27 protein-coding genes and 1 pseudogene are annotated in these 20,498 nt (G+C 57.6%); 12 read left to right on the top strand and 16 right to left on the bottom strand.

The window, feature by feature from the left end; translation table 11 throughout:
• Window positions 1–143 precede the first annotated feature (143 nt).
• Window positions 144–380 (bottom strand): phage major capsid protein, encoded by a 237-nt coding sequence (locus LDL28_RS04515; RefSeq protein ID WP_233057406.1) that lies wholly within the window; start codon window positions 378–380, stop codon window positions 144–146.
• Window positions 381–907: 527 nt separating this feature from the next.
• Between LDL28_RS04515 and LDL28_RS04520 the strand changes: the two genes are divergently transcribed.
• Window positions 908–1,162, top strand: a complete 255-nt coding sequence (locus tag LDL28_RS04520; RefSeq protein WP_233057407.1) for a type II toxin-antitoxin system HicA family toxin — start codon at window positions 908–910, stop codon at window positions 1,160–1,162.
• Window positions 1,159–1,491, top strand: coding sequence for a type II toxin-antitoxin system HicB family antitoxin (locus tag LDL28_RS04525; protein WP_233057408.1), 333 nt, complete (start codon window positions 1,159–1,161; stop codon window positions 1,489–1,491). The genes LDL28_RS04520 and LDL28_RS04525 overlap by 4 nt, the downstream gene beginning before the upstream one ends.
• 368 nt (window positions 1,492–1,859) lie before the next feature.
• Here LDL28_RS04525 and LDL28_RS04530 read toward each other — a convergent pair whose 3' ends face one another.
• The 7 genes and pseudogenes from LDL28_RS04530 to LDL28_RS04560 form a co-directional block, all read right to left on the bottom strand.
• Window positions 1,860–2,060 (bottom strand): hypothetical protein, encoded by a 201-nt coding sequence (locus tag LDL28_RS04530; RefSeq protein ID WP_025811569.1) that lies wholly within the window; start codon window positions 2,058–2,060, stop codon window positions 1,860–1,862.
• Window position 2,061: 1 nt separating this feature from the next.
• Entirely contained in the window at window positions 2,062–2,418 is a 357-nt protein-coding gene (locus LDL28_RS04535) for a hypothetical protein (protein ID WP_233057409.1), read from the bottom strand.
• Between the two features lie 11 nt (window positions 2,419–2,429).
• A complete protein-coding gene (locus LDL28_RS04540; protein WP_233057410.1) occupies window positions 2,430–2,774 on the bottom strand; it encodes a hypothetical protein in 345 nt (114 codons plus the stop codon).
• On the bottom strand, window positions 2,761–3,111 hold the full coding sequence (locus tag LDL28_RS04545; RefSeq protein WP_233059187.1) for a hypothetical protein: 351 nt from the start codon (window positions 3,109–3,111) through the stop codon (window positions 2,761–2,763). Before LDL28_RS04545 ends, LDL28_RS04540 begins: the two co-directional genes overlap by 14 nt.
• A 102-nt stretch (window positions 3,112–3,213) precedes the next feature.
• Window positions 3,214–3,540, bottom strand: a pseudogene (locus LDL28_RS15695) (cell wall hydrolase); the annotation flags it as partial.
• The gene (locus LDL28_RS04555) at window positions 3,498–3,872 is read right to left on the bottom strand and encodes a hypothetical protein (protein WP_233057411.1); all 375 of its coding nucleotides are present in this window, start codon (window positions 3,870–3,872) and stop codon (window positions 3,498–3,500) included. The gene LDL28_RS04555 and the pseudogene LDL28_RS15695, both read right to left, overlap by 43 nt.
• Window positions 3,872–4,183: a hypothetical protein gene (locus LDL28_RS04560; RefSeq protein WP_233057412.1), complete on the bottom strand. Its 312-nt coding sequence runs from the start codon at window positions 4,181–4,183 to the stop codon at window positions 3,872–3,874. The genes LDL28_RS04555 and LDL28_RS04560 overlap by 1 nt, the downstream gene beginning before the upstream one ends.
• A 79-nt stretch (window positions 4,184–4,262) precedes the next feature.
• Here LDL28_RS04560 and LDL28_RS04565 point away from each other — a divergent pair, with 79 nt between their 5' ends.
• Window positions 4,263–4,562 carry a HigA family addiction module antitoxin gene (locus LDL28_RS04565; protein ID WP_370636230.1) on the top strand — a complete coding sequence of 100 codons (300 nt, stop codon included), beginning with the start codon at window positions 4,263–4,265 and terminating at the stop codon, window positions 4,560–4,562.
• A gap of 29 nt (window positions 4,563–4,591) precedes the next feature.
• Complete coding sequence (locus LDL28_RS04570; protein ID WP_025811563.1) at window positions 4,592–5,023, top strand: type II toxin-antitoxin system PemK/MazF family toxin; 432 nt, start codon at window positions 4,592–4,594, stop codon at window positions 5,021–5,023.
• Window positions 5,024–5,180: 157 nt separating this feature from the next.
• Here the strand turns inward: LDL28_RS04570 and LDL28_RS04575 are convergent, their stop codons facing one another.
• Both LDL28_RS04575 and LDL28_RS04580 read right to left on the bottom strand, forming a co-directional pair.
• On the bottom strand, window positions 5,181–5,447 hold the full coding sequence (locus LDL28_RS04575; RefSeq protein ID WP_233057414.1) for a hypothetical protein: 267 nt from the start codon (window positions 5,445–5,447) through the stop codon (window positions 5,181–5,183).
• Window positions 5,444–6,280 carry a phage antirepressor gene (locus LDL28_RS04580; protein ID WP_233057415.1) on the bottom strand — a complete coding sequence of 279 codons (837 nt, stop codon included), beginning with the start codon at window positions 6,278–6,280 and terminating at the stop codon, window positions 5,444–5,446. The genes LDL28_RS04575 and LDL28_RS04580 overlap by 4 nt, the downstream gene beginning before the upstream one ends.
• 296 nt (window positions 6,281–6,576) lie before the next feature.
• Between LDL28_RS04580 and LDL28_RS04585 the strand changes: the two genes are divergently transcribed.
• From LDL28_RS04585 to LDL28_RS04615, 7 genes are all read left to right on the top strand, one after another.
• Window positions 6,577–6,948 carry an Arc family DNA-binding protein gene (locus LDL28_RS04585; protein ID WP_233057416.1) on the top strand — a complete coding sequence of 124 codons (372 nt, stop codon included), beginning with the start codon at window positions 6,577–6,579 and terminating at the stop codon, window positions 6,946–6,948.
• Window positions 6,949–6,963: 15 nt separating this feature from the next.
• A complete protein-coding gene (locus LDL28_RS04590) occupies window positions 6,964–7,296 on the top strand; it encodes a hypothetical protein (RefSeq protein WP_233057417.1) in 333 nt (110 codons plus the stop codon).
• A gap of 443 nt (window positions 7,297–7,739) precedes the next feature.
• Entirely contained in the window at window positions 7,740–8,258 is a 519-nt protein-coding gene (locus tag LDL28_RS04595) for a Panacea domain-containing protein (protein WP_233057418.1), read from the top strand.
• A 15-nt stretch (window positions 8,259–8,273) separates the two neighbouring features.
• Complete coding sequence (locus LDL28_RS04600) at window positions 8,274–8,696, top strand: hypothetical protein (protein WP_233057419.1); 423 nt, start codon at window positions 8,274–8,276, stop codon at window positions 8,694–8,696.
• A gap of 335 nt (window positions 8,697–9,031) precedes the next feature.
• Entirely contained in the window at window positions 9,032–9,295 is a 264-nt protein-coding gene (locus LDL28_RS04605) for a BrnT family toxin (protein ID WP_233057420.1), read from the top strand.
• 7 nt (window positions 9,296–9,302) lie between these two features.
• Window positions 9,303–9,581 (top strand): BrnA antitoxin family protein, encoded by a 279-nt coding sequence (locus LDL28_RS04610; RefSeq protein ID WP_233057421.1) that lies wholly within the window; start codon window positions 9,303–9,305, stop codon window positions 9,579–9,581.
• 12 nt (window positions 9,582–9,593) lie between these two features.
• On the top strand, window positions 9,594–9,749 hold the full coding sequence (locus tag LDL28_RS04615; protein WP_233057422.1) for a hypothetical protein: 156 nt from the start codon (window positions 9,594–9,596) through the stop codon (window positions 9,747–9,749).
• A gap of 391 nt (window positions 9,750–10,140) precedes the next feature.
• On the opposite strand, the gene LDL28_RS04620 is transcribed toward LDL28_RS04615, so the two are convergent.
• Window positions 10,141–12,711: a hypothetical protein gene (locus tag LDL28_RS04620; RefSeq protein ID WP_233057423.1), complete on the bottom strand. Its 2,571-nt coding sequence runs from the start codon at window positions 12,709–12,711 to the stop codon at window positions 10,141–10,143.
• Entirely contained in the window at window positions 12,704–13,915 is a 1,212-nt protein-coding gene (locus LDL28_RS04625; RefSeq protein WP_233057424.1) for a hypothetical protein, read from the bottom strand. Before LDL28_RS04625 ends, LDL28_RS04620 begins: the two co-directional genes overlap by 8 nt.
• Before the next feature lie 279 nt (window positions 13,916–14,194).
• Between LDL28_RS04625 and LDL28_RS04630 the strand changes: the two genes are divergently transcribed.
• Entirely contained in the window at window positions 14,195–14,461 is a 267-nt protein-coding gene (locus LDL28_RS04630; RefSeq protein WP_233057425.1) for a hypothetical protein, read from the top strand.
• Between the two features lie 26 nt (window positions 14,462–14,487).
• Here LDL28_RS04630 and LDL28_RS04635 read toward each other — a convergent pair whose 3' ends face one another.
• Genes LDL28_RS04635 through LDL28_RS04650 form a run of 4 tightly spaced genes read right to left on the bottom strand, consistent with a single transcriptional unit; the run spans window position 14,488 to window position 20,411 of the window.
• Window positions 14,488–17,310, bottom strand: a complete 2,823-nt coding sequence (locus tag LDL28_RS04635; protein WP_233057426.1) for a transglycosylase SLT domain-containing protein — start codon at window positions 17,308–17,310, stop codon at window positions 14,488–14,490.
• Window positions 17,310–17,909 carry a hypothetical protein gene (locus LDL28_RS04640; protein ID WP_233057427.1) on the bottom strand — a complete coding sequence of 200 codons (600 nt, stop codon included), beginning with the start codon at window positions 17,907–17,909 and terminating at the stop codon, window positions 17,310–17,312. The genes LDL28_RS04635 and LDL28_RS04640 overlap by 1 nt, the downstream gene beginning before the upstream one ends.
• Before the next feature lies 1 nt (window position 17,910).
• Window positions 17,911–18,348, bottom strand: coding sequence for a hypothetical protein (locus LDL28_RS04645; protein ID WP_233057428.1), 438 nt, complete (start codon window positions 18,346–18,348; stop codon window positions 17,911–17,913).
• A 17-nt stretch (window positions 18,349–18,365) separates the two neighbouring features.
• Window positions 18,366–20,411 carry a hypothetical protein gene (locus tag LDL28_RS04650; protein ID WP_233057429.1) on the bottom strand — a complete coding sequence of 682 codons (2,046 nt, stop codon included), beginning with the start codon at window positions 20,409–20,411 and terminating at the stop codon, window positions 18,366–18,368.
• Between the last annotated feature and the right edge of the window lie 87 nt (window positions 20,412–20,498).

The following is a 20,498-nucleotide window of genomic DNA, read 5'->3' on the forward strand; positions in this document are numbered from 1 at the left end:
ACGTAAGTCCTGCGGCCTGCACGTCATTCAGTGTATCCACAGGGCACGAAATGCGCGAGGACCGGGCCGACAGCCGCACCATCACCTACGATAAACCGGCCGGGGAGCATATCCTTGACCTGCCTGCCATCCCATTCCAGCATTCACAGCAGTATATTGGTCCTGTTGAGCGCCTGCAGGACCAACGCCGTGCGGAACGCGCGGTTTACGTCAATGGCCGGACGCCCCCAAGAAAGCAGCTGGTCGCCTGCATTGCGGTCCGCACGTTGGTCACGCCGCGCGGCGGTGACCTGCATGGAAATCAGGTTGGCAGCGGGATCGCCCGTCAGCCTGTCCACATCGATATTGGCAATGTGGACGATGCAACACCAGTCGCGCATGCGCAGAATTGCAGCATATTATGAAGCCTCGGGCCTATCCCTCACCCGCTTGCGCATTCATGACCGCCGCCATGCCTTCACCATCCGGGCTACACATCGGTCAAGACGACCGAGAGCTATTTGTCCGCCCCGAGGGCGGATGAGCTTGAGCAGGTGCTGCATGGCGGCACAAATTGGGGCACAGAGCCCGTATGAATGCAGTGGTTTTTGTGCGCGGTAACATCTAGACGGCGGCGGAATACCTAGCTAAACAGACGATATGGAGAGGTGGCCGAGCGGTTGAAGGCAGCGGTCTTGAAAATCTCCGCCACTCTCCGATAAAACCCATAATTTGTTTATTATCAATAAAATAGCGCGCGCCTTCGTTTCGCATGTGACGCCCTGTTTCTGCCTTTCCGCACAGCAGGTCGGCACAAAAAGCGGCACAGTCATCGACCATGATCACCTGCTAGATCACGGACGATTTCCGCATGCTGCACGACATGGTTTTTATTGAATATGATACCATATTACGGTATCAGTTATAGATGAAAGCCAAGCACCGTCGAACCCTCGAACTGATCTTCAAGCGACCTGTCTCTGGCAACGTTGCATGGAGCGACATTGAAGCCCTGTTCATCTCGCTGGGGGCCGAGGTGTCGGAACGGGAAGGCTCGCGCATTGGCGTAGTCCTGTTCGGGGAGATCAGAGTCTTTCATCGGCCCCACCCCAAGCCAGAGACGGATAAGGGGGCGGTGGCATCTGTACGGAAATGGCTGGAGCAGAACGGAGTAACGCCATGAATAACATGATGGAGATTGGCAGCCACCGGGCCGTCATCCAGTTTGACCCGGAAATCGGCATGTTCCGGGGCGAGTTCCTTGGCCTGAACGGCGGGGCGGACTTCTACGCGGACAGCGTGGAAGGACTACGCAAGGAAGGCGAGACCTCGCTGCGCGTGTTTCTGGAGATGTGCGAGGAAAAGGGAATCGAGCCCACAAAACGCTACTCAGGCAAATTTCAGGTCCGCCTGTCCCCGGATGTTCATGCCCGCGCTGCTGAGATCGCAGCCGCCCGTGGCGTAAGCCTGAATCGGCTTGTCCAAGATGCGTTGGAGCTTGTGGAGCAGTAAGTTCGCCTGACCAAGATCAGGGCTCTTTTCCAGTATTTTTGTGGGGAACAACAGAACGACAGGGCCTCAACGGGTTCCTGCCGTTTCTATTTCCGGCACCCTTTCCGCAAACAGAACAGCCGGTGAATCCAGCGCCAGATCATGGTGCAGGCGGCCCGAGGTTATCGAGTATGTAACGGCGATGATCTGCACGCTCTACGAAGTAGATCACCCATGCCAGAACGGACTGGGCTGCGATGATACCAAGCGCCACCCAGATCATTCCATCCGCCCCTGCCGCCAACAGTCACGCGCGAACGCGATGAGCAGATAACCCACCGCGCAGGCTGCCCCCAGCACAAAGCCGAGGGCCAATCCGGAATAGAAGTTCACGATGCCTGAATGGCCGCATTATCGGCCTTGCACTTGGCATAAATGGCCTCGATATCTGCGGCGGTCGGGCCGCCGGATGACGCGGTATCTTCCACCGCCGTCTTGATCGTGGTCCAGGCATCGGGACCGTATTTCTCGATCAGGCTGATAACGGTGCTCGCGCCGCTTACGATGGCGCTCAGTTCTGCTGCTTCCATGTCAATTGCTCCCCGTGGTTGTGGTGGTCTGCGCGGTGGACAGGGCCGATTGCAGCCCGGCCAGAGCGCTTTCGGCCGTGGCCAGTTCAGATGCCGTGACCGTATCGCCATTGGATACGGTGGTATCCAGCGTGGTCAGGGGCACCAGCGCGGCCGCCGAAGCCGTCTTGATGTCGGCCTTGACCGTGGCGTTCACACTGCCGGAGGCCAGATAGGCTTCCGCACCGGTAGCGGCCACATGATAGGCGCTCATGGTATCGAACGCGGCCTTGCGCAGATTGGTCTGGCCGGAGCAGGCCCCAAGGGCGGCCAACGAAAGAAGGGCCGCGCATGCCGTGATGCGGGATCGGTTGATCATGTCGGTTTTCCTCATGGAGTCGGCCACGCGCCGGGTACGAAGCACACCCAGCTATTCGTGGCGGTGCAGAGATAGATGCCGGACGCGGCGAAAATGATCTGGCCTGGCGCGCCGGTTGCCGTTGCCGAGTCTGGCGGGGTGCCGATCTGGACAGTTCCCTCGAACACGCCGGTCAGGGTTCCTGACGACTTTCCGGAATACTCGCTGCCGTCGCTGGAAAGTTTGGATGCGAAGGCATCCAGCGCCTCGGTAATCGGATCCGTTGCGTTCGAAATCGCCACAGCAGTCGCGCGTCGGGTCAGGTATTTCCCAGCGTCGAAGCGGTCTGGCCGCCGGATGGGGTCAGGCGTTCCCATTGGCCCCCTGCTCCGGCTGGCCCTTCTTGTTCAGGACCGGGATACCTGCAGAGGCTACAGCCTGTTTCGCTGCAGGCTTGTCAGCCACCGGCACGCGCACGGCGCTCTGCCCCGGCTTGAAGTGGTTCTCCGCCCAGCCGATATTCAGGCCGATGGTGGTCATGACCTGATAGACAACGGCCCACCGGCTGCCTGCATGCGGCGGCGGGACCATCGCGGCGGCGGCGCCACAGGCAATGATGAAGAGAGCCACGTACAGGTCATACTGTGCAGGCACATATTCCAGCATCATGGCGATGACAGCCCCGAGGCCGCCGAATTTCGCGGCTGTATTCATTTGCCGTCTCCATGCAGGCCGATCCGGTAGAAATCGTGATGGCCGATTGTCTTGATGAAAAACCGGGGGCTGGCCCACATCGGCCCCGTCCGTCAGGTCCACCAGTGTTCCCGCAACCAGCGACAGGGCCAGCTCATGCGCCACGCGGTATTGCGGGTCGGACTGGTTCAGGCAGGCCAGCCTGGCGGCATTGGGATCGCCGGGGTTCCAGCAGGAGAACTGCCACGGCGCGCGGCATACGGATATAATGTCCGTGCCCCACCAGCCGGGCCGTGCGGCCCGGTTGCCGATCACGTTCAGGACCGCCTGCATGCCGTGCGGGCCTTCCCCCCTCGCCTCGCCCCATGCGGTCATGGCGGACGTATCTATGGCGGTGGCGTCCAGCATCAGCCGAACACCCCGTGCCAGAGGTGGCAGACGCCACGCCATGCAGCATCCCCGATCTGCCCCCAGCCCAGCAGGCCGGTAATCAGGACAGCCCAGAACATCATCCGTTTGTCGCGGGCGGCCTCCCGTTCCTCGATGCGCCCCAGACGGGATGAAAGATCGTTGTCCCGATTGTCCTGCTTTTCCTGCAGGGCGCTGAACCGGTCGTTCATCTCCCGGCGTGTCTCGGCCGCGTTATCGTTGACCGCCTGCATCAGAAGCGCGTTCTGGTGCTTCATGTCGTCGCGCAGGTTGTCCTGCACGCCCTCCACACGGGCCACGCGCTCACGCACCACGGCGACCTCCTCGACCGTGGCATATCGGGGATCGGACATCAGTGGGATACCGCCTCACCGGACACGCCTGTCCACGCGCTGCCGTTCCACAGCACCAGCACGCCCTTGCTGCCGCTGCCGATATAGCAATCCGTGCAGCGGATCACCTGATCGCTGGATGCGGGCAGTTCGGCATAGGTGAAAGATGGTGGCGCATAAGCGGCCAGATCGGCCTGGGTGGCGATGCCACCGGCCTCGGGCGGGAAGTTCCCACCATCAAACAGCCCATGCTGTTCGGGCGATGTGGGCGCGGCATGCGCCTGCACCGTGGCAAGAAGGCTGGCGGCTGCCAGAAGGTGAAAAAAGCGCATGCCGTCCCCGAAACTGAATGGTCAGGATTTCGGGGTATGGGTGGTTTGTTAGTACGGTGTGGAGAGATGGAGAACTATCATGGCACTTGATATGCACCCGTCCCTCGCCGTAAGCGTCGGCGGCTGGATCAGGACGGAACTGGTTGAGCCCCACAGCCTGAAGATCAAGGATCTGGCCGAACATTTCAGGGTATCGCGGCAGGCACTGAGCGCCCTGCTGAACGGCCGCACCCACCTGTCCGCCGATATGGCGATCCGGTTTGAAAAGGCATTCGGCGTGAAGGCCGATACCCTGATGCGCATGCAGATGGCATGGAACATGACACATGGCCACACCCTTGATGATGGATTTTGTTCCATCACGGGCGATGGTAAATAGATCACCCAGCCCACTGATTTTAGCGAGTCATGCCCCTCAATTACCCTCCGCGCGTGGGAGATATTCTCCGATGCAATTATAATACCGGATTTGTCCCTCCAGAAATGGTCAAAGAGCGGTTGGTAGTCGTGGTCAATTCCCGATTGCCAAAAAGGGACAGACTTTGCTCAGTTGTGCCCTTAAGCACCACGCCCGCATGCTCGGGCGTGACCTATCAGGTAAAAATAGATATCGGACAAAGCCCTCCGGAGCCATTCCCTGGCCAGATCAAATGGGCGAAGGCTGACATGATGAGCGTTGTCAGTTACGACCGCCTGAACCTTCCCTATGACGGACGCTGCATCAAAACCGGCAGGCGTAAATACGTCCAGATTCGCATGCCTTTGGACCAGATGAAATTAATCAGAGAAGCGATTCTCGTGTCGCTCGATCTCGCCTACTTGATACCCGCGCTGAAGTGACCTACATTCTGTGTGCTTGCGGTAGCTTTCGGCGGTTACGTCATGGCTATGCGCCTCAAGTCCACCTTCGGGTGGCGGATGTGATAGCGATTCCAAGCTAGACCATTGACGGCCCCACCTTCCGAGGTGGGGCCTTTTTGATTCTAGCGATCAATCCTCAGGCTCGGCCTAACTGCCGGGCCCGCTCCAGCTTGATCCGCTGCACGTCATTCCACATCTGCATGATGCCATGCGCGGCAGACCGCAGGCTGCGTTCGCAGTTATCGGTATTAGCCCGGTCAGGCTCATGATAGATGCGGGTGCAGACGGCCAGCGCCTTACCCAACTCACCGGCGACTTCATTGGCAGACAGGGGCTGCGCATCTTCAAAGAAATCGGGCTTCTGCTGTTGGAAATCTGTAGCCTGTGCAATATCCTGCTTCATGTCGGTGTCACTCCCGAGCGATGCGCGAAAGGGCACGGGGTAGCCTTCTGGGCTAGTTCGGCCGCCAGCGTGGTGTCATCTTCCGGCACATCACCGATGATCGTCCTGATCTTCGCCAGCCCCTTCTGCGTAATCATCGGCTGGCCCACGCCTTCGACATAGCCGCTCCGCTTGACCTCGACGTTCTTGGACTCCATCAGCCCGGCCTTGATCTTGTCGGCATAGGCGCACTTGCGGCCCGTGACGCTGTGGGTATAGAGCCAGCCGAGTTCGATCAGGCGGTTGATGAACTTCCGCTCCGGCCACCCGCACTGCTGGGCCGCGGAACGCAGGTTATGGACACCTTCGAGGGATGCCAGTTTCTGCAGCGCCCCGGCCTGCGGAGCCAGTTTCGCAATTTCCTGATCCTTAGCCTCAAGCGCCTTCTGCTGTTCAAGCGCCAGTGTCAGGGCTTCGACCATGTTGGCCGGGGCTTTGATGGCTCCATAACCGCCAGTCTTGCGGATGGAAGGCAGAACCTCTTCAAACACCCAGCGCTCAAACTCTTCCGCCTCCGGCAGCTTGCTCTTGATGATGAGGCGAAGCACGTCGGGTTCGAAGAGGATGCGAACATTCTGCGTTCCGCCGGCCGTTTGAAGGGGGTGGCGTTTTACCACCCCCTTACAATGCAGTTTCATAGCATTGTTCGAATCGGCATATCCGAGGCGATCGCATACGTCCTTGCCGACGAACGCGGGTTCACTATCGACCAGAACAGTGCGGATTTCGTGGCCCTTGAATGCGAAGGGAATGATGCTGGATTTGTTGGTATCGAGTGTGTTATGTGTCGTCATAGCTGTTTTCCTTATTCAGCATGAGAGGCATCAGGGGAAGTCGCCAAACCGGACCCTGATGCCTTTTCTGTTTCCGCGATATTGCGGAGAATGCTTACGAATTCCTTGTTGATGCTCCGGTCATTATGAGCTGCTCGCACGCGCAAATAGCGCAACAGCGAACGGTCCATTCGGAATGTGATGCTTGCTGTTTCTGCCATATCTCCCTCTACACTCTGTGAGTGCAAGAATAATATACATTGCACTCACAGAATGCGCAAGTGGCGCTTTATGATAAAATCGGGTATTGGTCGAGAATGAACGATCAGCGCCGCTCATCCATTACCGTGAGGCTGGGAGAAGACCTGTTGCAAAGCATGCGGGAGGCAGCTGCTCGCAATGCCCACTCTACAAATGCAGAGATTGTGCAGCGTCTAGAAAACTCATTGGCATCTGGAAGATTTGACCTTCAGGGCATCTATTCGCAAGATTATGACGGTTTGCTCAAACCGGGGGAAAGGTCGCTGATTAACATCTGGCGTTCGTTGACCGATCCAGAAAAACAAGCTCTGGCAATTTTGTTATCCAAACTTGCACCAGAAAAATCTGATGATGATTTGCTTAATTTAAGTGAGACGCTTGGAAATGGTCCGAAAGTGAAGCGCAAACGCAGAAAGCTTTCAGAGTAGCGAAAAGGGGCCATCATGCAAGAAAAGACCCTGACTGGCCAAAGCGGCAAAGAATATCGCTTCGTTGCGATAGACCCCAAAGATGCTCCAGACAGGGCATGTCTGTTTCTGGTTCAGGACACGCAATCCAATTCTTCATCTGACCAGATGTATATTGCCCATGCCCGGCATGGCAGAGGATGGATAAAGTTTTACGGGGAAGTTCCGAATGGGCTAACCCCGTTCAATCGCCTCTTTTTATATGCTGGCACGAGTGGCGATCTGACTATTCCGTTCGGAGATATTCTTGGTGGAGGAACCGAATGGGTGCTGGGATATGAAATGCCACACGGGAGAAAGTGCCCTTGAGGAACTGATGGTCGGTGATCCGTTTCCTTCGCAATCAACTCCGCACTTTGTTCATCCGGCCTATCCCCTTCGCCTCAATGCCTGCCTCATTTCGCGCTATAATCGCCCAATCGAACAACTCGTGAGGGCAAGACTGAACGATAAGTTGCCGTCTTTAATCGACGCGCGGAGCGTCTGAAACCTCACGCTGTGATCGTGGGGTTGCAACTGATATCTCGCCACCCCATATGCATGCTCCAATGAGAATGTGGGAATAATTTCCTATTTTCTTGTGCACCTTGGTTCTTAGATGCAAAATTCACACGTAGGGGATATCCTTGGGTGTCTGAATGACGTTGTATGCACAGCATACCATGTGCTTGCGCATGCAGCGAATGAACACCGCCAACCTGAAACGCAGTTCTGCGGTTCGGGATTTTGGCGTCTAACATCGGGAGGGTAATATGTCTGGACCTTACCCCATAAAGGGGGTCGCTAACACAATCTTAGACCTCAGTTTCAACTGGGACACCCCTATTTCTCCGATGAAATTACAAAAACTGGTTTATCTATGTCACGGGTATTTTTTAGCTAGCACGGACAGGCCACTCATTCGAGAACGTTTTGAGGCATGGCAGTATGGGCCCGTTTCTCCAACACTGTATCAAGAATTCAAGAATTTTGGCGGTGATCCTATCACATGCATGGCAACAGAATTTTGTTTTGAAGACGGAGATGATTTCAATGACTTCGAATTTGTAACAGTACCTCCTGTAACAAACGATATACGAGCTGAAAAAATAATTAGTTTTGTTTGGAAGACATACAATAAATGGAGCGCACGAGAATTATCTGCATTAACGCATCAATCAGGTTGGGCATGGGATAAGGTTACCAGAAAACACCCTGATGAAAGACACATTGAAATATCGGATAGGCTTATAAAGAGAGATTTCGAAAGTTTAGTTACAAAGAATAATTGACTAGGGTTCTGTACAATGGCTGATGAAGAAGATGAAGGTGTTACATTGCATGCCGCAAAAAAACCAGAAACATCTTCAGCTGACCGTAAAGAACAACGTCAATTTCAAACAGAAGAAGATTCGCGCAGACATCGCAACCACCCAAACTCAGTCATGCTACCTTTTGGTAGGTCTTTTATTTCTTGGCATAGCGACAGCGGTGTAGCAATACTTGCTCTCATTATATTGTGCGTTTTGGTTGCCTTGTCAGGGGCAATAATATTATTGAGATCATTAACTGAAATAATATACGTATTTAGTGCAACATCATTAAACGAAACTTGGGTCTCCGATTTTCTAAAAATATTAGGGCAGGGAATAGTGGCGACAGCGGGCGCTGTTGTCGGAGCAGGAGGTGCGACGATTGCTAATCGCCTTCCTGAAAAAAAGGACAAATAGACACAATTTTACATCAGAAATTTGATATAGTTTTATTTGCATTGTGCCTTACTCCGAAGCCTTAGAACACCTGGCAGAAAAGATCTTCAAGCTGCACCACCCGTACCGACCATGGAGCGGTCAGACGATTGCGACAAAGCGTCAATTCGGAGCTGATTCCGTCATATCAGAAGATTACGCAACGCCCGCTGAGCAGGCGCATTTTCGTGCGCTGGCGCGGGAGCAGTTGGAAAGGCCGCTGTAAAATTTGACAGCGGAAGACCATTCGAATCGAACATACAAATTGTATCTACAATTAAATTGATCTCGCACCTTTTATCGTATATACAATCTGAATGAGATACGATTGGGACGAAGCCAAGCGCCTGAGCAATATCGAAAAGCATGGCGTGGACTTTGTCGCCGCTGAGGATTTCGCATGGGATGAGGCGCTCGTCACAGCCAGCCGCTCCTCGGATGAACCCCGCCTTGTCGCGCTGGCTCCAATCGGTCACCGCCCGCACGTTCTGGTATTCAGCATTGAAACCCGGATCGTACGCATCATCAGCCTGCGGAAAGCGAACAAAAGGGAGGTAGCATTCTATGTCTCGCAAAACTGACATCATTATGCCAACCGATGCGGAAGATGCCGTCATCAATCGGGGTATTGCCAAGGATGCGGATAATCCCGAACTGACGGATATGGACTTTGTCGCCATGTGTGCGTCAGCAGATTCTGTTCCCGACCTGGCCCGCACCCGACGCGTTCGTGGCCCCCAGAAAACCGCAACCAAAAAGCTGGTCTCCATGCGTCTGGACCCGGATCTTGTCGAGCGTCTGAAAGCTGACGGTCCCGGATGGCAGCGGCGTGCGAACGACATGCTCCGGCAGGCCGTGGGGTTATAAGCAATGGCAAGGATGACACTAAAGGAAATCCTGTCCCGGCCCGGCACAATTGACTGGGACAAGGTGAACGCCACCACAGAGGCCGACATTGACCGTCAGGCAAGGGAAGACGGCACGGATGACACAAGTCACCTGCTCCCGCTTACCGAGGCGCCATCTTCCCCTTAAAAAATTCCTTATTCCCCTGATACAAAATGAGATTGTCTAGACACGCATCGGATACGTGTGCCAGTTAAGACTCCCTCTCATCTGAAGGGAGGTCAGCATGATTAAGAAAATCGTCTTTCTGGCGCTGGCGATGCTGGCGGCCACAGTGACCAGCTATCCGACGATCAGCCACGCCTATCGGACATCTGACCCGGCTTCCCTTTTTGACCAGCGGTGAGGTGCGTTCTTGAAAAGGGTGGGTCACCACCCGCAATTCATATTGCAGATTTCATCTACATTGATGGCGCGCCCTATGCCGTCATCGAATGGAGGCCTGTGCCTGGTGGTAAACATCCAGAGATTCTTGTTCCCTTGGATGCTTCACAACTGACCGCCATTCCTGATCTTTTCATCAGTTCGCCCCCATCGCCTGATAGGGACTCCAGCTAGGCGACAGCCAGAACGACTGGTTATTCTCCCGCTGCACCCTGTCCTGATACCGTTGCAGATAGCCGGGGTTCATCATGTCCTGTAGTCGGTAATAGACCAGATACTGCATGGCGGCCTTGGCATAGAAGGTATTCAGGACTGCGGCCCGGGGGGTGACCATGGCCCACGGCACATCGTTCATGGCGAAGCGCAGGGCCTCGCTGGCAGCTTCCTGATTGCCGCCGGCAAAGCCCCGGTTCACGTATCCGTCACGGATGGATTTGAACATGTTGGCGGCATCATTCAGGTTGCCCATGGTCGGTCCTGCTGCTGTGGACAGCATTCCGCCGCCCATACGGTTGGCATCACCGAACAGGAAGTCCCCGAAAATTCCTGCGCCGCCACCCTGCGCCGCCGCTGCCATGACCAGCTTGGTATAGTCTGCCGGATTGTCCGCCGTGCGTGGCTCGCGCCCCTTGGCCAGTTCCTTCAGGGTCATTGCAAAATACCCGAGTGTCGTAGTGGTGGCAATCAGCCACGCCAGACCGGGAACGTCCGCGCCCTGCCTTACGCCCTGTAGAAATCCCCTCATATCACCCGTCACGTTGCCCGGCCCCATACGCATCAGTTCGCGCTTCATGCTGCGGGCCATGAAATTCAGGGTGTAAGCCTTGAACTGCATGATTGTCCGGGCAATCTCACCCGCAGCCGTGCCGCGCTGGGTGCCCCACGTGGCCATTGCCTGCGTACCTGCCGTGCCTTCCGACATGCCTTCGCGGATCTGGTCATTAATATAGGTACGCAGCTTGCGTTGCAGTTCTTCCTTAACCCACTCCGGCCTGGCATCAATGTGCGCAACCGCTTCATCGGACAGGTCGCCCATGTGGGCTGGCAGCACGTAGCTGCGACCATCTGCCGCGACCAGACTGCTTTTACGGATGGCCTGCCATTCAGCATTCTCGATCCCGTAACGACGCAGGGCGATCTGCATATGTCCCGGCAATCCCGAGAAATCACGATCCACCATCCGGGCAAGGTTGTTGCTGAGCATGAGCGCAGCCCCGCGCCTGATGGCGTCTGTCCAGTACTGCAGCCCGGTCAGGCGATGAAAACGGGCCACTGCGTCAGACAGCTTGCCCATATGCCCATCCTCCGCCTGAAAGCGGGACGCGATATCCCCCATCAGGGCGTCGTGACCCACGCCAAGCAGTTCGGCCACATGCTGGCTTTCTTTACCTTCGGGTAGAAGGCCGCGCACCAGCCTGCTGAAGCTCTCCATGATACCGATACCATTATGCCGGAGCATGCCCATCATTACCCCCACATCTGGCAAGGATGACATAAGGGTGCCGCCGAGCATCTGGACCTGATTAGCCATGCGCGTCATCTGCGATATCTTGGCCAGCGTGGTGTTGGATGGATGGTTGGCCATGCCGGTAATGGTATCGAATATCCGTTCATTCCAGTCCGTGCGCAGGGCCTTTACTGTTCTGTGGTCACCCCGTTCCTTCGCGCGGGCAATGGCGCGGTCGATCCAGTTCTTGCACATGACTTCGGGGTTCGTGCCAAAGCGGTTCATCAGTTCCGCGTTTTCCACTCCGCGCGCAATATCCGCCAAGACGGTATGCATGAGATTGGCCTGGCCAAAGCGATCCTGATAAGCCATCCATGACGTGGCATCCCTGAAATGCAGGATACGTTCCTGGCTGACCCTCTTGGCCATGTTTCCGGGGCCACGGAAGCCATCCGCTACACCCAGCCCGTTTCTGGTATCATGCACGCCTGTTGCAAGGTTCTCGTAAACCCCACGCAGCCATTCATCCACATTACCGGTCACGTCCGCAAAGGTATCCGGATCCAGCAACGGTTTGATGAAGGATGTCCATTCATCGGCCGTCGCGGCAGAAATCTTGTAGATATCATGGCTCTGGCGCGCGATGTAATTCTTGACCTTCCCGATCCATGCCCCGACCTTGTTCTGTCGCAGGCGCGCCTCTTCCTGATACCGGCGGAAGATGCGGGCCACCTTCTGCGCGGCGGGATTACGGGTATCAGGCGCACTGGCCGGGTCTTCAATCCGGTAGAGTTCGGTTGCCACGTCCTGATCGAATGCGTGATCCCCTCGCGTCGCGGCCTCAAGCACGCCAGCTTTTTTCAGGTCCGCCTCGATCCGGCCAAGTATTTCAGCCGATGCGCCCTTCATCGCTGCATCAACGGAATAGGCCAGACCGCGGGCATTCCCTTCCACCCCGGTCAGGGTCGCGCGGATATCCTGCACCTCATGCCCTGCCCGCACGGCATTATCCAGACCACGCGCGGCAGCGATATTGAAGGCAGCGGCACGCTTTTCGTTTATGTGAGCCAGACGCGCTTCATCCGCCAGATCCTTCCCGGCCTGCATGGCGGCATCACGTGGGGACATGCCTTCCCGCACAAGCCGTCTGATGCGGCCCTGCGCCCGTGAGAACAGATTGTACAGTTCGTCTTCGGACAAGGCGCGTCCGGCGGCGCGCGCTGCGGTTTCGAAACAGTGCCGGTATGCACCTTCAGCCATTGGTCATTTTTCCAATCATGCATGTGGCGGCGGCCTGCACGGCGCGTGCCATGCTTTCTATTTCCGCGTCGTTTTTATCGAGACCAGCCAATTCCGGGCTATGCTTGGCGTCGTCGCCAAGTTGTTCACGGATACGGGCAAGGTCGGCCTGCGCCTCGGAAAGCTGTTTCCCGGCTTCGGTTTCTGCTATAGTCGGCGCATCTTGCACTGTCTTGGCGGCAGCCCGGCGGGAAGCGGTGATTTCAGGGCTTTCCTCAATCTTGTTGCGACGGGCGGCATCCGAGAGTATATTCAGATTGCTCTGGCCTCGAGCGCTTGACAGGTCTGCCGAACCGGACGCCTCCTGCGGCGGATCACCAGATGAGGCCCCCGGTCCGGACGGGGGTGTGGCGGCGGGGTGCTCCGCCTGCCAGAGCAATTCCCTTTTGTTGAGATAGGCTCCCTTGAACCTGCCGGATGTTATGACCGTGTAGTGTCCATCAGGGTGCGGGCGCAACGAAGTGATAAGCGTGCCATGCGATTTGCGATTTAACGTGTTCGGCATCCGCTTGATGACGAACAGTTGCCCATCCTCGTTGCGGCGGATTTCGTTGGTGCCCTTCGCAATATCCTTTACGGCCGAAATAACATCAGGATACCCGGCGGCATGCAGTTCCGCCCCATGCTCGGCAGCAATATGCGCGCGGCCCATGCCTTTATGCGGGCCGGTATGAAACCCTTCCTCCAGGCGGATGGGAAGTGGTTCCACGCCCGGAATACCCTCGGGCACATGACCAACCGTAACCGGTTCGGAGATGGGTGTGTTGTCGAATTCACCCGCTGGGTCTTGCTGCCCTGCCCACCCATCCTGAATTGAAGGGGGCGGTTCTTCTGTCGGCTCCGCGCTTCGGGGATCAATCGCATCTGCAATCTGGCCAGCTTCGTTCGGCGTGCGTTCCACATGAGATGCAATGGCATCCCGCAGCATGGCGTCCGCCACATCCGGACCACCCGCCTCAACCCTATCGGCCACCGGGTTCGCCATTTCGTCCAGCGTCGGCGGCGCATTCAGATCTGGTATCGGATCGCCCGGCCTCCACCCAGACAACCTTGCCCCGGTAAGATGAAAGCCACCGCCAAGCAGCCCACCAAACGCAATGTTGGTCAGCATTTCCGCCATGGTCTGGTCATTATGCTCATCACGGCTGAGGTAATATTCGGGCACAGCGGCGGCGGCCGATCCGGCAGTAGCGGAAATTACCCCCTGCGCCGCCTTTCCCGACCAGCTCTGTTCAAATGCCGAACCAGCCCCACGCCATGCGGCACCGGCTGCCGTATCTCCCAGAGCGGCCCCAATGCGGGCTGCCCCCATTCCGGGGACATAGAATGACGCGGTGCTGAGGGGATCGATAAACTGAGGCAGGGAGCCTGCGGCCCATCGGCCCACGCTTCCCGGCGCACCACCCTCACCTCCATCAATCACGGCCTGCCGCACGGTCTGGATATGATGGGCGTCGTGCAGGTCCGCCGCGACGGTATCAGCTATGGGCCGGTCAAACTTCAGGCCGTCCATTCCATAACGGTCATTGGCTTCATCCGCGCTGAGCATCCGGGCGGATGGCGACCATGCTTCAGCCCTGTGCCGCACGAAATCCGCAAATTCGTTGACAGGTGCCTGGTCGATACCCTGAAGAAAGGCATTCCCAATGCTGTTCCCCATGCTGGATGGCAGGATATCCGTGCCAGCATTCTGGATCGCGTCATTCTGTAGCGGGCCACCGAAAGGGGCATCAACCATTACTTCGCTCCCTTCCGGCTGGCTTCCATCCGATCAAGGACGGTATCGCTATATGGATTGAGGCTGGAATAGTCCCCGCGCCGTATCCCTTCCATAGAGACGGATACAGGCTTACCGTCCTTCCTTATGACAGTGTACGGGATAGCTCCGTTGCGCGAAGGGATCTGGAGATACAGGTTTTGGGTCGCGTAATCCGGAACCCATTGTCCAAGGGATTTCGCCCCATACAGGGTGTATCGCTCCCGATCTTCGGTTGTCAGGTTCGCGTTGCCCGGAACGGGCGCCAGATCGCCCAGTTTCAGGTTGTCCAGCGCGGCCCGCGTCTCGGTCAGAACCTGAGACTTGGAGACCTGCCCCTTGGGGAAGCGTATCGTGCCGGATGTATCGTATTTGTTGTAAATCAGACCATTGACTGCATTGCTGATGGCGGTATGGGCAGTCTGACCATGCATGACGTAGAATGTGGCCAGCCGCTGAACTGCCTGATATGTGGCGCGATACTGCTGGTCACCCCCTGCCGTGTTCAGGGTGGTCAGATGATAGGCATTCAACCTATCCGCTATGGGGTCAGCATTCGCACCGGCCTGTAATTTTTTACCCTCCATCCCGGCTGATTTCTGCATGTCCTCCAGCTTCATTCCCATGGCTGCATGCATATCGGCTGATGCCTGAACCTGAGACGGTTCGGTCATATCTCCCATGACGCCATAGACCGGATCAAGCTTTCCATGCTGCACGGCTTCAGCCATGGCCTGTGGATAATAGTTCCCGTACTGCTGGCGGAGTTGAGCAAAGCGCGGGCGCAGATCCTCTCCGGATGGGACGCGGCTCAGCCCATCCGTAATGGTGGAGATCTGGCCGTTGGTCAGGATGCGCGGCTGCGCCACCCCCATGCGGGACTGGACTGTGCTGCTGGCACGGAACAGGTTCTGCTGTGCCTGCGCGATCTGGGCTGCATCACCCGACTGCTGCGCCTGTTGAGCCTGCTGCGTGGCTGCCTGAACTTCCGGGCTATTGGCCACATAGGTCACGGGATCATCATGCAGGGCTTTTTCATTGGCCTGCGCCATTGCCATATAGCGTGTCGCGATCTGCTGCCGGTGTTTATAATCCTGGGCATCAGTACCGGTCAGGTCAGTCACTTGACGCAATGTCTGGGCACGCTCGGCCGGGCTGGCATAGCGTGTGCCATTGTAGGCTAAGGATGCCTGCCGCGATGCGCTCAGGCTTTCCTTCATCTGCTGGGCCTGTTCTGGCGGAAACCACTGGTCTATTTCCTGATCGGTTGGGGCATCAGGAACATCGTTCCCATGCAGATAGGCATCATTCGCCCCGGCAAAGCGGTCCTTGATGTCGGCCATATGGGATGACGCGGTTGTCGCCCATATGGATTTGCCCTGCCGCATAAGTTCATAGCCATACGCCTTGGCTTCGTCATCATAGGGCGATGCGGCGATGCCCTGCGCCACCTTATCCCAGTCAGGAGGGGTGCGGGACGTTGGGCCGCTGGGTTCGGCCTGTGCCGCGCCCGCGCGGGAGACATAGTTTTTTGTTTCCATAAACGGGATCTGCGAAACGAAGTCGGCATCACTGAGAGCGCCCGAACGTGGGTCTCCGTATTGCTGTATCCACTTATCCACATTACCCGGACCGGCATTGTAGGCCGCACAGGCCAGTGTCTGGTTGCCGCCATACTTCTGGCATAGCTGGCCGAAATATATACGTCCGAGAGTGCGGTTGTAGCTGGGATCGTTCCGGAACCTGTTTTCATCCCATCCGAGGGAAGATTGCTGGGCCACCTGCCGGGCGGTATCGGGCATGAGCTGCGCTATACCAACTGCCCCTTTGCTGGACGTGAGCGGCTTGCCGTCCGTCCCCATCTGGTGGCCGCCACTTTCGTTGTGGACCATGCCCGAAAACGTATCATCCGGATTATTCCCTTTTGGAATGGCGTAGACGTTTCCGGATGACTGCCCCATAGCCGTGTAGTAGGCCATCTTGCCCTGCTGATGCCAGACGTGTGGCTGCAGGCTTTCGGTCAGTGCTGCATAGTCCTGCTGCTGCATGTTGGCGCGATTGGCATTTACGAAGTCCTGCGCGCCGATCGCATCGTTATCGGCCAGATGGGCCTGCGCGATTGTCTTGACGAATTTGGAATGGGCAGACAGCACGGCGGTGTGAGTAGCCACATCGTTCGGGTTAAAGCCTTGCTCCACCATCCGGTTGACCGTTGCGCGCTGCGCCTGCCCCCATCCCAGACTGAGCGCGCTCGGGTTTTTGTAGTCGCCTGCCGCAATCTGGATGCCATTATCAGCCTGTGCCTGCGCCTCCCTGTCAGACCATGCATCTTTTTGCTGGCCAACATGCGATAGCACCTGAGCATTGATCATCTGCTGGTAGCGCGTGCTATCCATCGTGAACTGACGGGACTGCGCCTCATTTGTCAGGGTGCCGGCGGCATCTTTCTGCGCCTGATCCAGTTGCTGCTGGACCTGCGGATAAGCCGAGACCGCCTGCTGCCCTTTCAGGTTCAGGAAGCCCGGATAATTCTCCTGATCGTCCGGATCGCCATACATGATCTTCTGCACAGCTGCCTGATGGATATTGTTGGCGGAATTGAGCGCGAGCATGTTGGTCTGCTGCGCCCGACGCTGGGCAATCTGCTGCAGATTGTCGGATGCCTGACCCATCCCCTCGCCAATGCGGGAGAACCCTTCGGCAATGTTGCTGCCGAACGCGCCGGGCCGGGCTTTGGCCTCAAGGTATCCATTGGGGATTTCGCCGGGCAGTTCGCCGCCCGGCGTGAAAACCGGCTCCGCCATCAGCCAACGCCCCCGGCATAGTTGGAATACCGCTGTGCCCAGTTATTCCACGACTGTCCGGCACTGCTGGTGCCGCTTCCCTCAAGCGCGCCCATGTCCTTCATGTCGTCCCACCTGTCCGCGAACTGGCTGGCGCCACCGATCAGGCTTCCGGCCGCTCCCATCGCGCCGCCAAATATGGCGGAACTGGCGGCCTTCCTGTCCGCCGCCGCCTCATTGTCGAAATTGACCACCTGATTGCGGTAATCGAGCGCGCGGGCGTTGGCGTTATACTGGATGCCAGCCACGTTCTGGCCCGTGGTCATGGCCGTGGCGTTCTGCACATCAAGAGCCGAGCCATTGTTCAGGGTGACGCCATTGGCCGCCATCTGCGCGCGTTGTGCGCCAAGCTGCTGCGCGCCTTGCTGGTAGGCCCTCTGGGCCGCCACATCGCCCTGATCCAGCGCGACATTGGCGTTATTCCCCGCCATGTTGGCGTTCTGCTGGGCAATGCGGGCTTCGTATCTGTCCTGACTGGCTTCGGATATGCCGCCAAGGATCGAACCTACACCGCCAAAGAGTGACCCGGCTGCACCCAGCCCGGCCGATGCGACCCCCATGTCATTCCCTTATCTCGGCACGGCAGAACAGTGCACCGCCAACGCCAACCGGCTCCGGGTCATGGATGGTGAACCCGAGCCAGCGCAGCCAGCGGATGGCCTGCACGTATTGGGCATCCACCCGGTTTGTTAGTACGGTGTGGGTGCGCCGCCATTCCTCCATCCAGCGCCGGGTTTCGCGCAGGAACAGTTTGCGGTGGTGGCCAAGGTGCATGGTGCCGATCATCCACGGGCAACCAATGGACGGGTCCAGCATCACCGGTTCGACCAGGCCGAACACGCCCAGCGGCCTGACATCATCCAGCATGACCGCGGCCATTGTGGAATGCGCGATGCTGTGGCGGATGGACATGGCGACCGGAAGGGGTGACGTACGCGCCACCTCCAGCCGGTCCGCAGGGCGCAGGATGGGCGCGATCAGGTCCGCGTCATCCGGCACGGCGGCGCGGACGGTAATCAGTTCCCGACCTCGACATCCACATCCAGACCCGTCACCGTGCAGGGCAACGGGTAATTCTGGAACACATCGATCTTGCCATACTGGTCCCAGTTCGCCGCAGGAATGACGAACTGCACGTCCGACGACAGGGTTCCGGATGTGGCCGCGCTCCCGACCGGTCGCGTGCGCGTGCCGCCGTCAGTCGAGACCTCGATGCCTGCCGTATTATAGAGCGTGGTGTAGATCTTGCTCACGCGCTTGCGGCGGCTGAACTGCGGCGGCTGACCAAGATCGAGCGGTAGAGATTGCAGGTGCGCCCTGATCGGCAGGCCCACCGTGATCGTGCTACCCGCCACCGGCAGGGCAACGGACCCGTTTGTCACGGTCAGTCCGGTATAGCCCTTGCCATCAATGCAGGCGGAAACGGTATCGCCCTCCAGATGGGACAGCCCCGACACCGTGCTGACGGGTGCGCCGGCATATTGCAGCCCGGCATCCACGAACCATGATTTCGTTATGTCGCTGTTGGCCGTGCCAAGCTGGCGCGTATGCAGCCGCTCGACATAGGCGACGGCGTTGCCGTTGATCGTGCGTTCAACCACGAAATAGGCGGTATCCTCGACAACCCCGTTCTCGGTTTCTTCAGGAACAACCGTAATGGCCCTGAACTTTCCGTTGGTCGTCGTGTGCTGGTGCCATGCCCATATCTGCTGTTCCTTCAGGTAGGTCAGGCCCAGCAGCGTCCCGTCCGAGCGGACGGCCCACACGATATTGAATGGGAACTGCGCGAACCGCCAATCGTCTATGGTGTATCCATAGAAAAGATGGTCAGCCAGAACCGAAAGGTCGGTGCCATTATAGACGGCGGCATAATAATCATACTGCAGGTCGCGGACATGACTGCCCTTGCTTTCAACGAACAGCACGTCCTGGTCGATGGGCAGCGGCAGGGTATCGGCCGCCCCCACGAACATCTGCGGCGTAACTGTCACATTCCCGGGCGTGATGACCTTGCCCGCATCGCCGCCACTTACTTTCCATACACTCCCCGCCGTGAAGATGATCAGATCCGCCATCGGCACGATATGCCTGATCTGGTTGACCTGCTGCGATGCGATGGTCGCCGTGATGGCGTCGTCATCCTTGACGGGATTGGCCACGTCCATGTTGGTATAGTTGCCCGAGCGCGTCATCCAGATGGTCTGCGGGTCGGATGCCGATCCCCCAAATACCCGACGCTGCTGGAAATAGGACACACAGGCCGGGTTATTGCCGCTGAACGGGTCTTCATGCGTGGGGGGACCGATCGCCGTATCCGGCTCATAATCGGCATCCTGAAAGGTCAGGTCGGTTGTCGAGCCGATCAGTCCATAGGAACCAGCATATTTGCGGTAGATGTTGTAATAATCCGCACCGGAAACAGCCGCCCAGTCAACGGTATTGTAGTTCCCGTACTCGGTGTAATAGCCGATATTGTAGTTCGTGACCGAGGCTGTGGCCGAGACATTGCTTTCACTGTTCAGCGCGATGGAGACCGCCGTCACCACATAATCATAGGTGACGGACGCAATGCCCGGCGTCGTGCCGGTATTCCCTGCGTTCCCGTTCGTGGCCACGGCGCTGACACCGGTAGGCGCCGCTATGCCCGCGGCGAACGAGATTTCGGAAAGCGTCCAGTCCGTCTCCCCGCCGCGCGAGAGATTATAGAGCGGATAGGAAGGATGGGCGATGGTCAGCACGTCCGCCGACTGCACCCAGCGGATGTTCCATACGTCAGCCGCCGCATAAGGTGTTGCAACTTCATATACGCTGCCATCGGTATTGGTCAGATACGCGCCATTGGAAATGAAGCGGATGTAGCCGCCCCCCATCTCCAGCACATAGGACTGCGTGTTATTGTAGATGAAGGGCACAAGCCGGGGCGGATTGGCCACATCCTTCACCGCGCCGATGAACTGCGTTCCGGACCGGTTGCTCGCCCCGCCCTGCACATGCACAAAGAAGTTGGTCAGTTCGCACGCGCCTGTCTGCCACTTTTCCATGTCGGATCGGAAGCGCAGCATGGGTGAAATGATGCCTGCCGCAAAAGCCGGTCGATAGAAAATTGCGGGCCTTGGTGCATTTGGAAGTGTCATGACGCCTTAACCCAT

This window comes from Komagataeibacter sp. FNDCR2, assembly GCF_021295395.1.
In the GTDB taxonomy this organism is placed as follows: domain Bacteria; phylum Pseudomonadota; class Alphaproteobacteria; order Acetobacterales; family Acetobacteraceae; genus Komagataeibacter.

Excerpts from the sequence above, each read along its gene's own strand:
- LDL28_RS04515 (WP_233057406.1), bottom strand. The coding sequence starts at position 380 with ATGCGCGACTGGTGTTGCATCGTCCACATTGCCAATATCGATGTGGAC.
- LDL28_RS04520 (WP_233057407.1), top strand. The coding sequence starts at position 908 with ATGAAAGCCAAGCACCGTCGAACCCTCGAACTGATCTTCAAGCGACCT.
- LDL28_RS04525 (WP_233057408.1), top strand. The coding sequence starts at position 1,159 with ATGAATAACATGATGGAGATTGGCAGCCACCGGGCCGTCATCCAGTTT.
- LDL28_RS04530 (WP_025811569.1), bottom strand. The coding sequence starts at position 2,060 with ATGGAAGCAGCAGAACTGAGCGCCATCGTAAGCGGCGCGAGCACCGTT.
- LDL28_RS04535 (WP_233057409.1), bottom strand. The coding sequence starts at position 2,418 with ATGATCAACCGATCCCGCATCACGGCATGCGCGGCCCTTCTTTCGTTG.
- LDL28_RS04540 (WP_233057410.1), bottom strand. The coding sequence starts at position 2,774 with ATGGGAACGCCTGACCCCATCCGGCGGCCAGACCGCTTCGACGCTGGG.
- LDL28_RS04545 (WP_233059187.1), bottom strand. The coding sequence starts at position 3,111 with ATGAATACAGCCGCGAAATTCGGCGGCCTCGGGGCTGTCATCGCCATG.
- LDL28_RS04555 (WP_233057411.1), bottom strand. The coding sequence starts at position 3,872 with ATGTCCGATCCCCGATATGCCACGGTCGAGGAGGTCGCCGTGGTGCGT.
- LDL28_RS04560 (WP_233057412.1), bottom strand. The coding sequence starts at position 4,183 with ATGCGCTTTTTTCACCTTCTGGCAGCCGCCAGCCTTCTTGCCACGGTG.
- LDL28_RS04565 (WP_370636230.1), top strand. The coding sequence starts at position 4,263 with ATGGCACTTGATATGCACCCGTCCCTCGCCGTAAGCGTCGGCGGCTGG.
- LDL28_RS04570 (WP_025811563.1), top strand. The coding sequence starts at position 4,592 with ATGCCCCTCAATTACCCTCCGCGCGTGGGAGATATTCTCCGATGCAAT.
- LDL28_RS04575 (WP_233057414.1), bottom strand. The coding sequence starts at position 5,447 with ATGAAGCAGGATATTGCACAGGCTACAGATTTCCAACAGCAGAAGCCC.
- LDL28_RS04580 (WP_233057415.1), bottom strand. The coding sequence starts at position 6,280 with ATGACGACACATAACACACTCGATACCAACAAATCCAGCATCATTCCC.
- LDL28_RS04585 (WP_233057416.1), top strand. The coding sequence starts at position 6,577 with ATGAACGATCAGCGCCGCTCATCCATTACCGTGAGGCTGGGAGAAGAC.
- LDL28_RS04590 (WP_233057417.1), top strand. The coding sequence starts at position 6,964 with ATGCAAGAAAAGACCCTGACTGGCCAAAGCGGCAAAGAATATCGCTTC.
- LDL28_RS04595 (WP_233057418.1), top strand. The coding sequence starts at position 7,740 with ATGTCTGGACCTTACCCCATAAAGGGGGTCGCTAACACAATCTTAGAC.
- LDL28_RS04600 (WP_233057419.1), top strand. The coding sequence starts at position 8,274 with ATGGCTGATGAAGAAGATGAAGGTGTTACATTGCATGCCGCAAAAAAA.
- LDL28_RS04605 (WP_233057420.1), top strand. The coding sequence starts at position 9,032 with ATGAGATACGATTGGGACGAAGCCAAGCGCCTGAGCAATATCGAAAAG.
- LDL28_RS04610 (WP_233057421.1), top strand. The coding sequence starts at position 9,303 with ATGCCAACCGATGCGGAAGATGCCGTCATCAATCGGGGTATTGCCAAG.
- LDL28_RS04615 (WP_233057422.1), top strand. The coding sequence starts at position 9,594 with ATGACACTAAAGGAAATCCTGTCCCGGCCCGGCACAATTGACTGGGAC.
- LDL28_RS04620 (WP_233057423.1), bottom strand. The coding sequence starts at position 12,711 with ATGGCTGAAGGTGCATACCGGCACTGTTTCGAAACCGCAGCGCGCGCC.
- LDL28_RS04630 (WP_233057425.1), top strand. The coding sequence starts at position 14,195 with ATGATGGGCGTCGTGCAGGTCCGCCGCGACGGTATCAGCTATGGGCCG.
- LDL28_RS04635 (WP_233057426.1), bottom strand. The coding sequence starts at position 17,310 with ATGGCGGAGCCGGTTTTCACGCCGGGCGGCGAACTGCCCGGCGAAATC.
- LDL28_RS04640 (WP_233057427.1), bottom strand. The coding sequence starts at position 17,909 with ATGGGGGTCGCATCGGCCGGGCTGGGTGCAGCCGGGTCACTCTTTGGC.
- LDL28_RS04650 (WP_233057429.1), bottom strand. The coding sequence starts at position 20,411 with ATGCTGCGCTTCCGATCCGACATGGAAAAGTGGCAGACAGGCGCGTGC.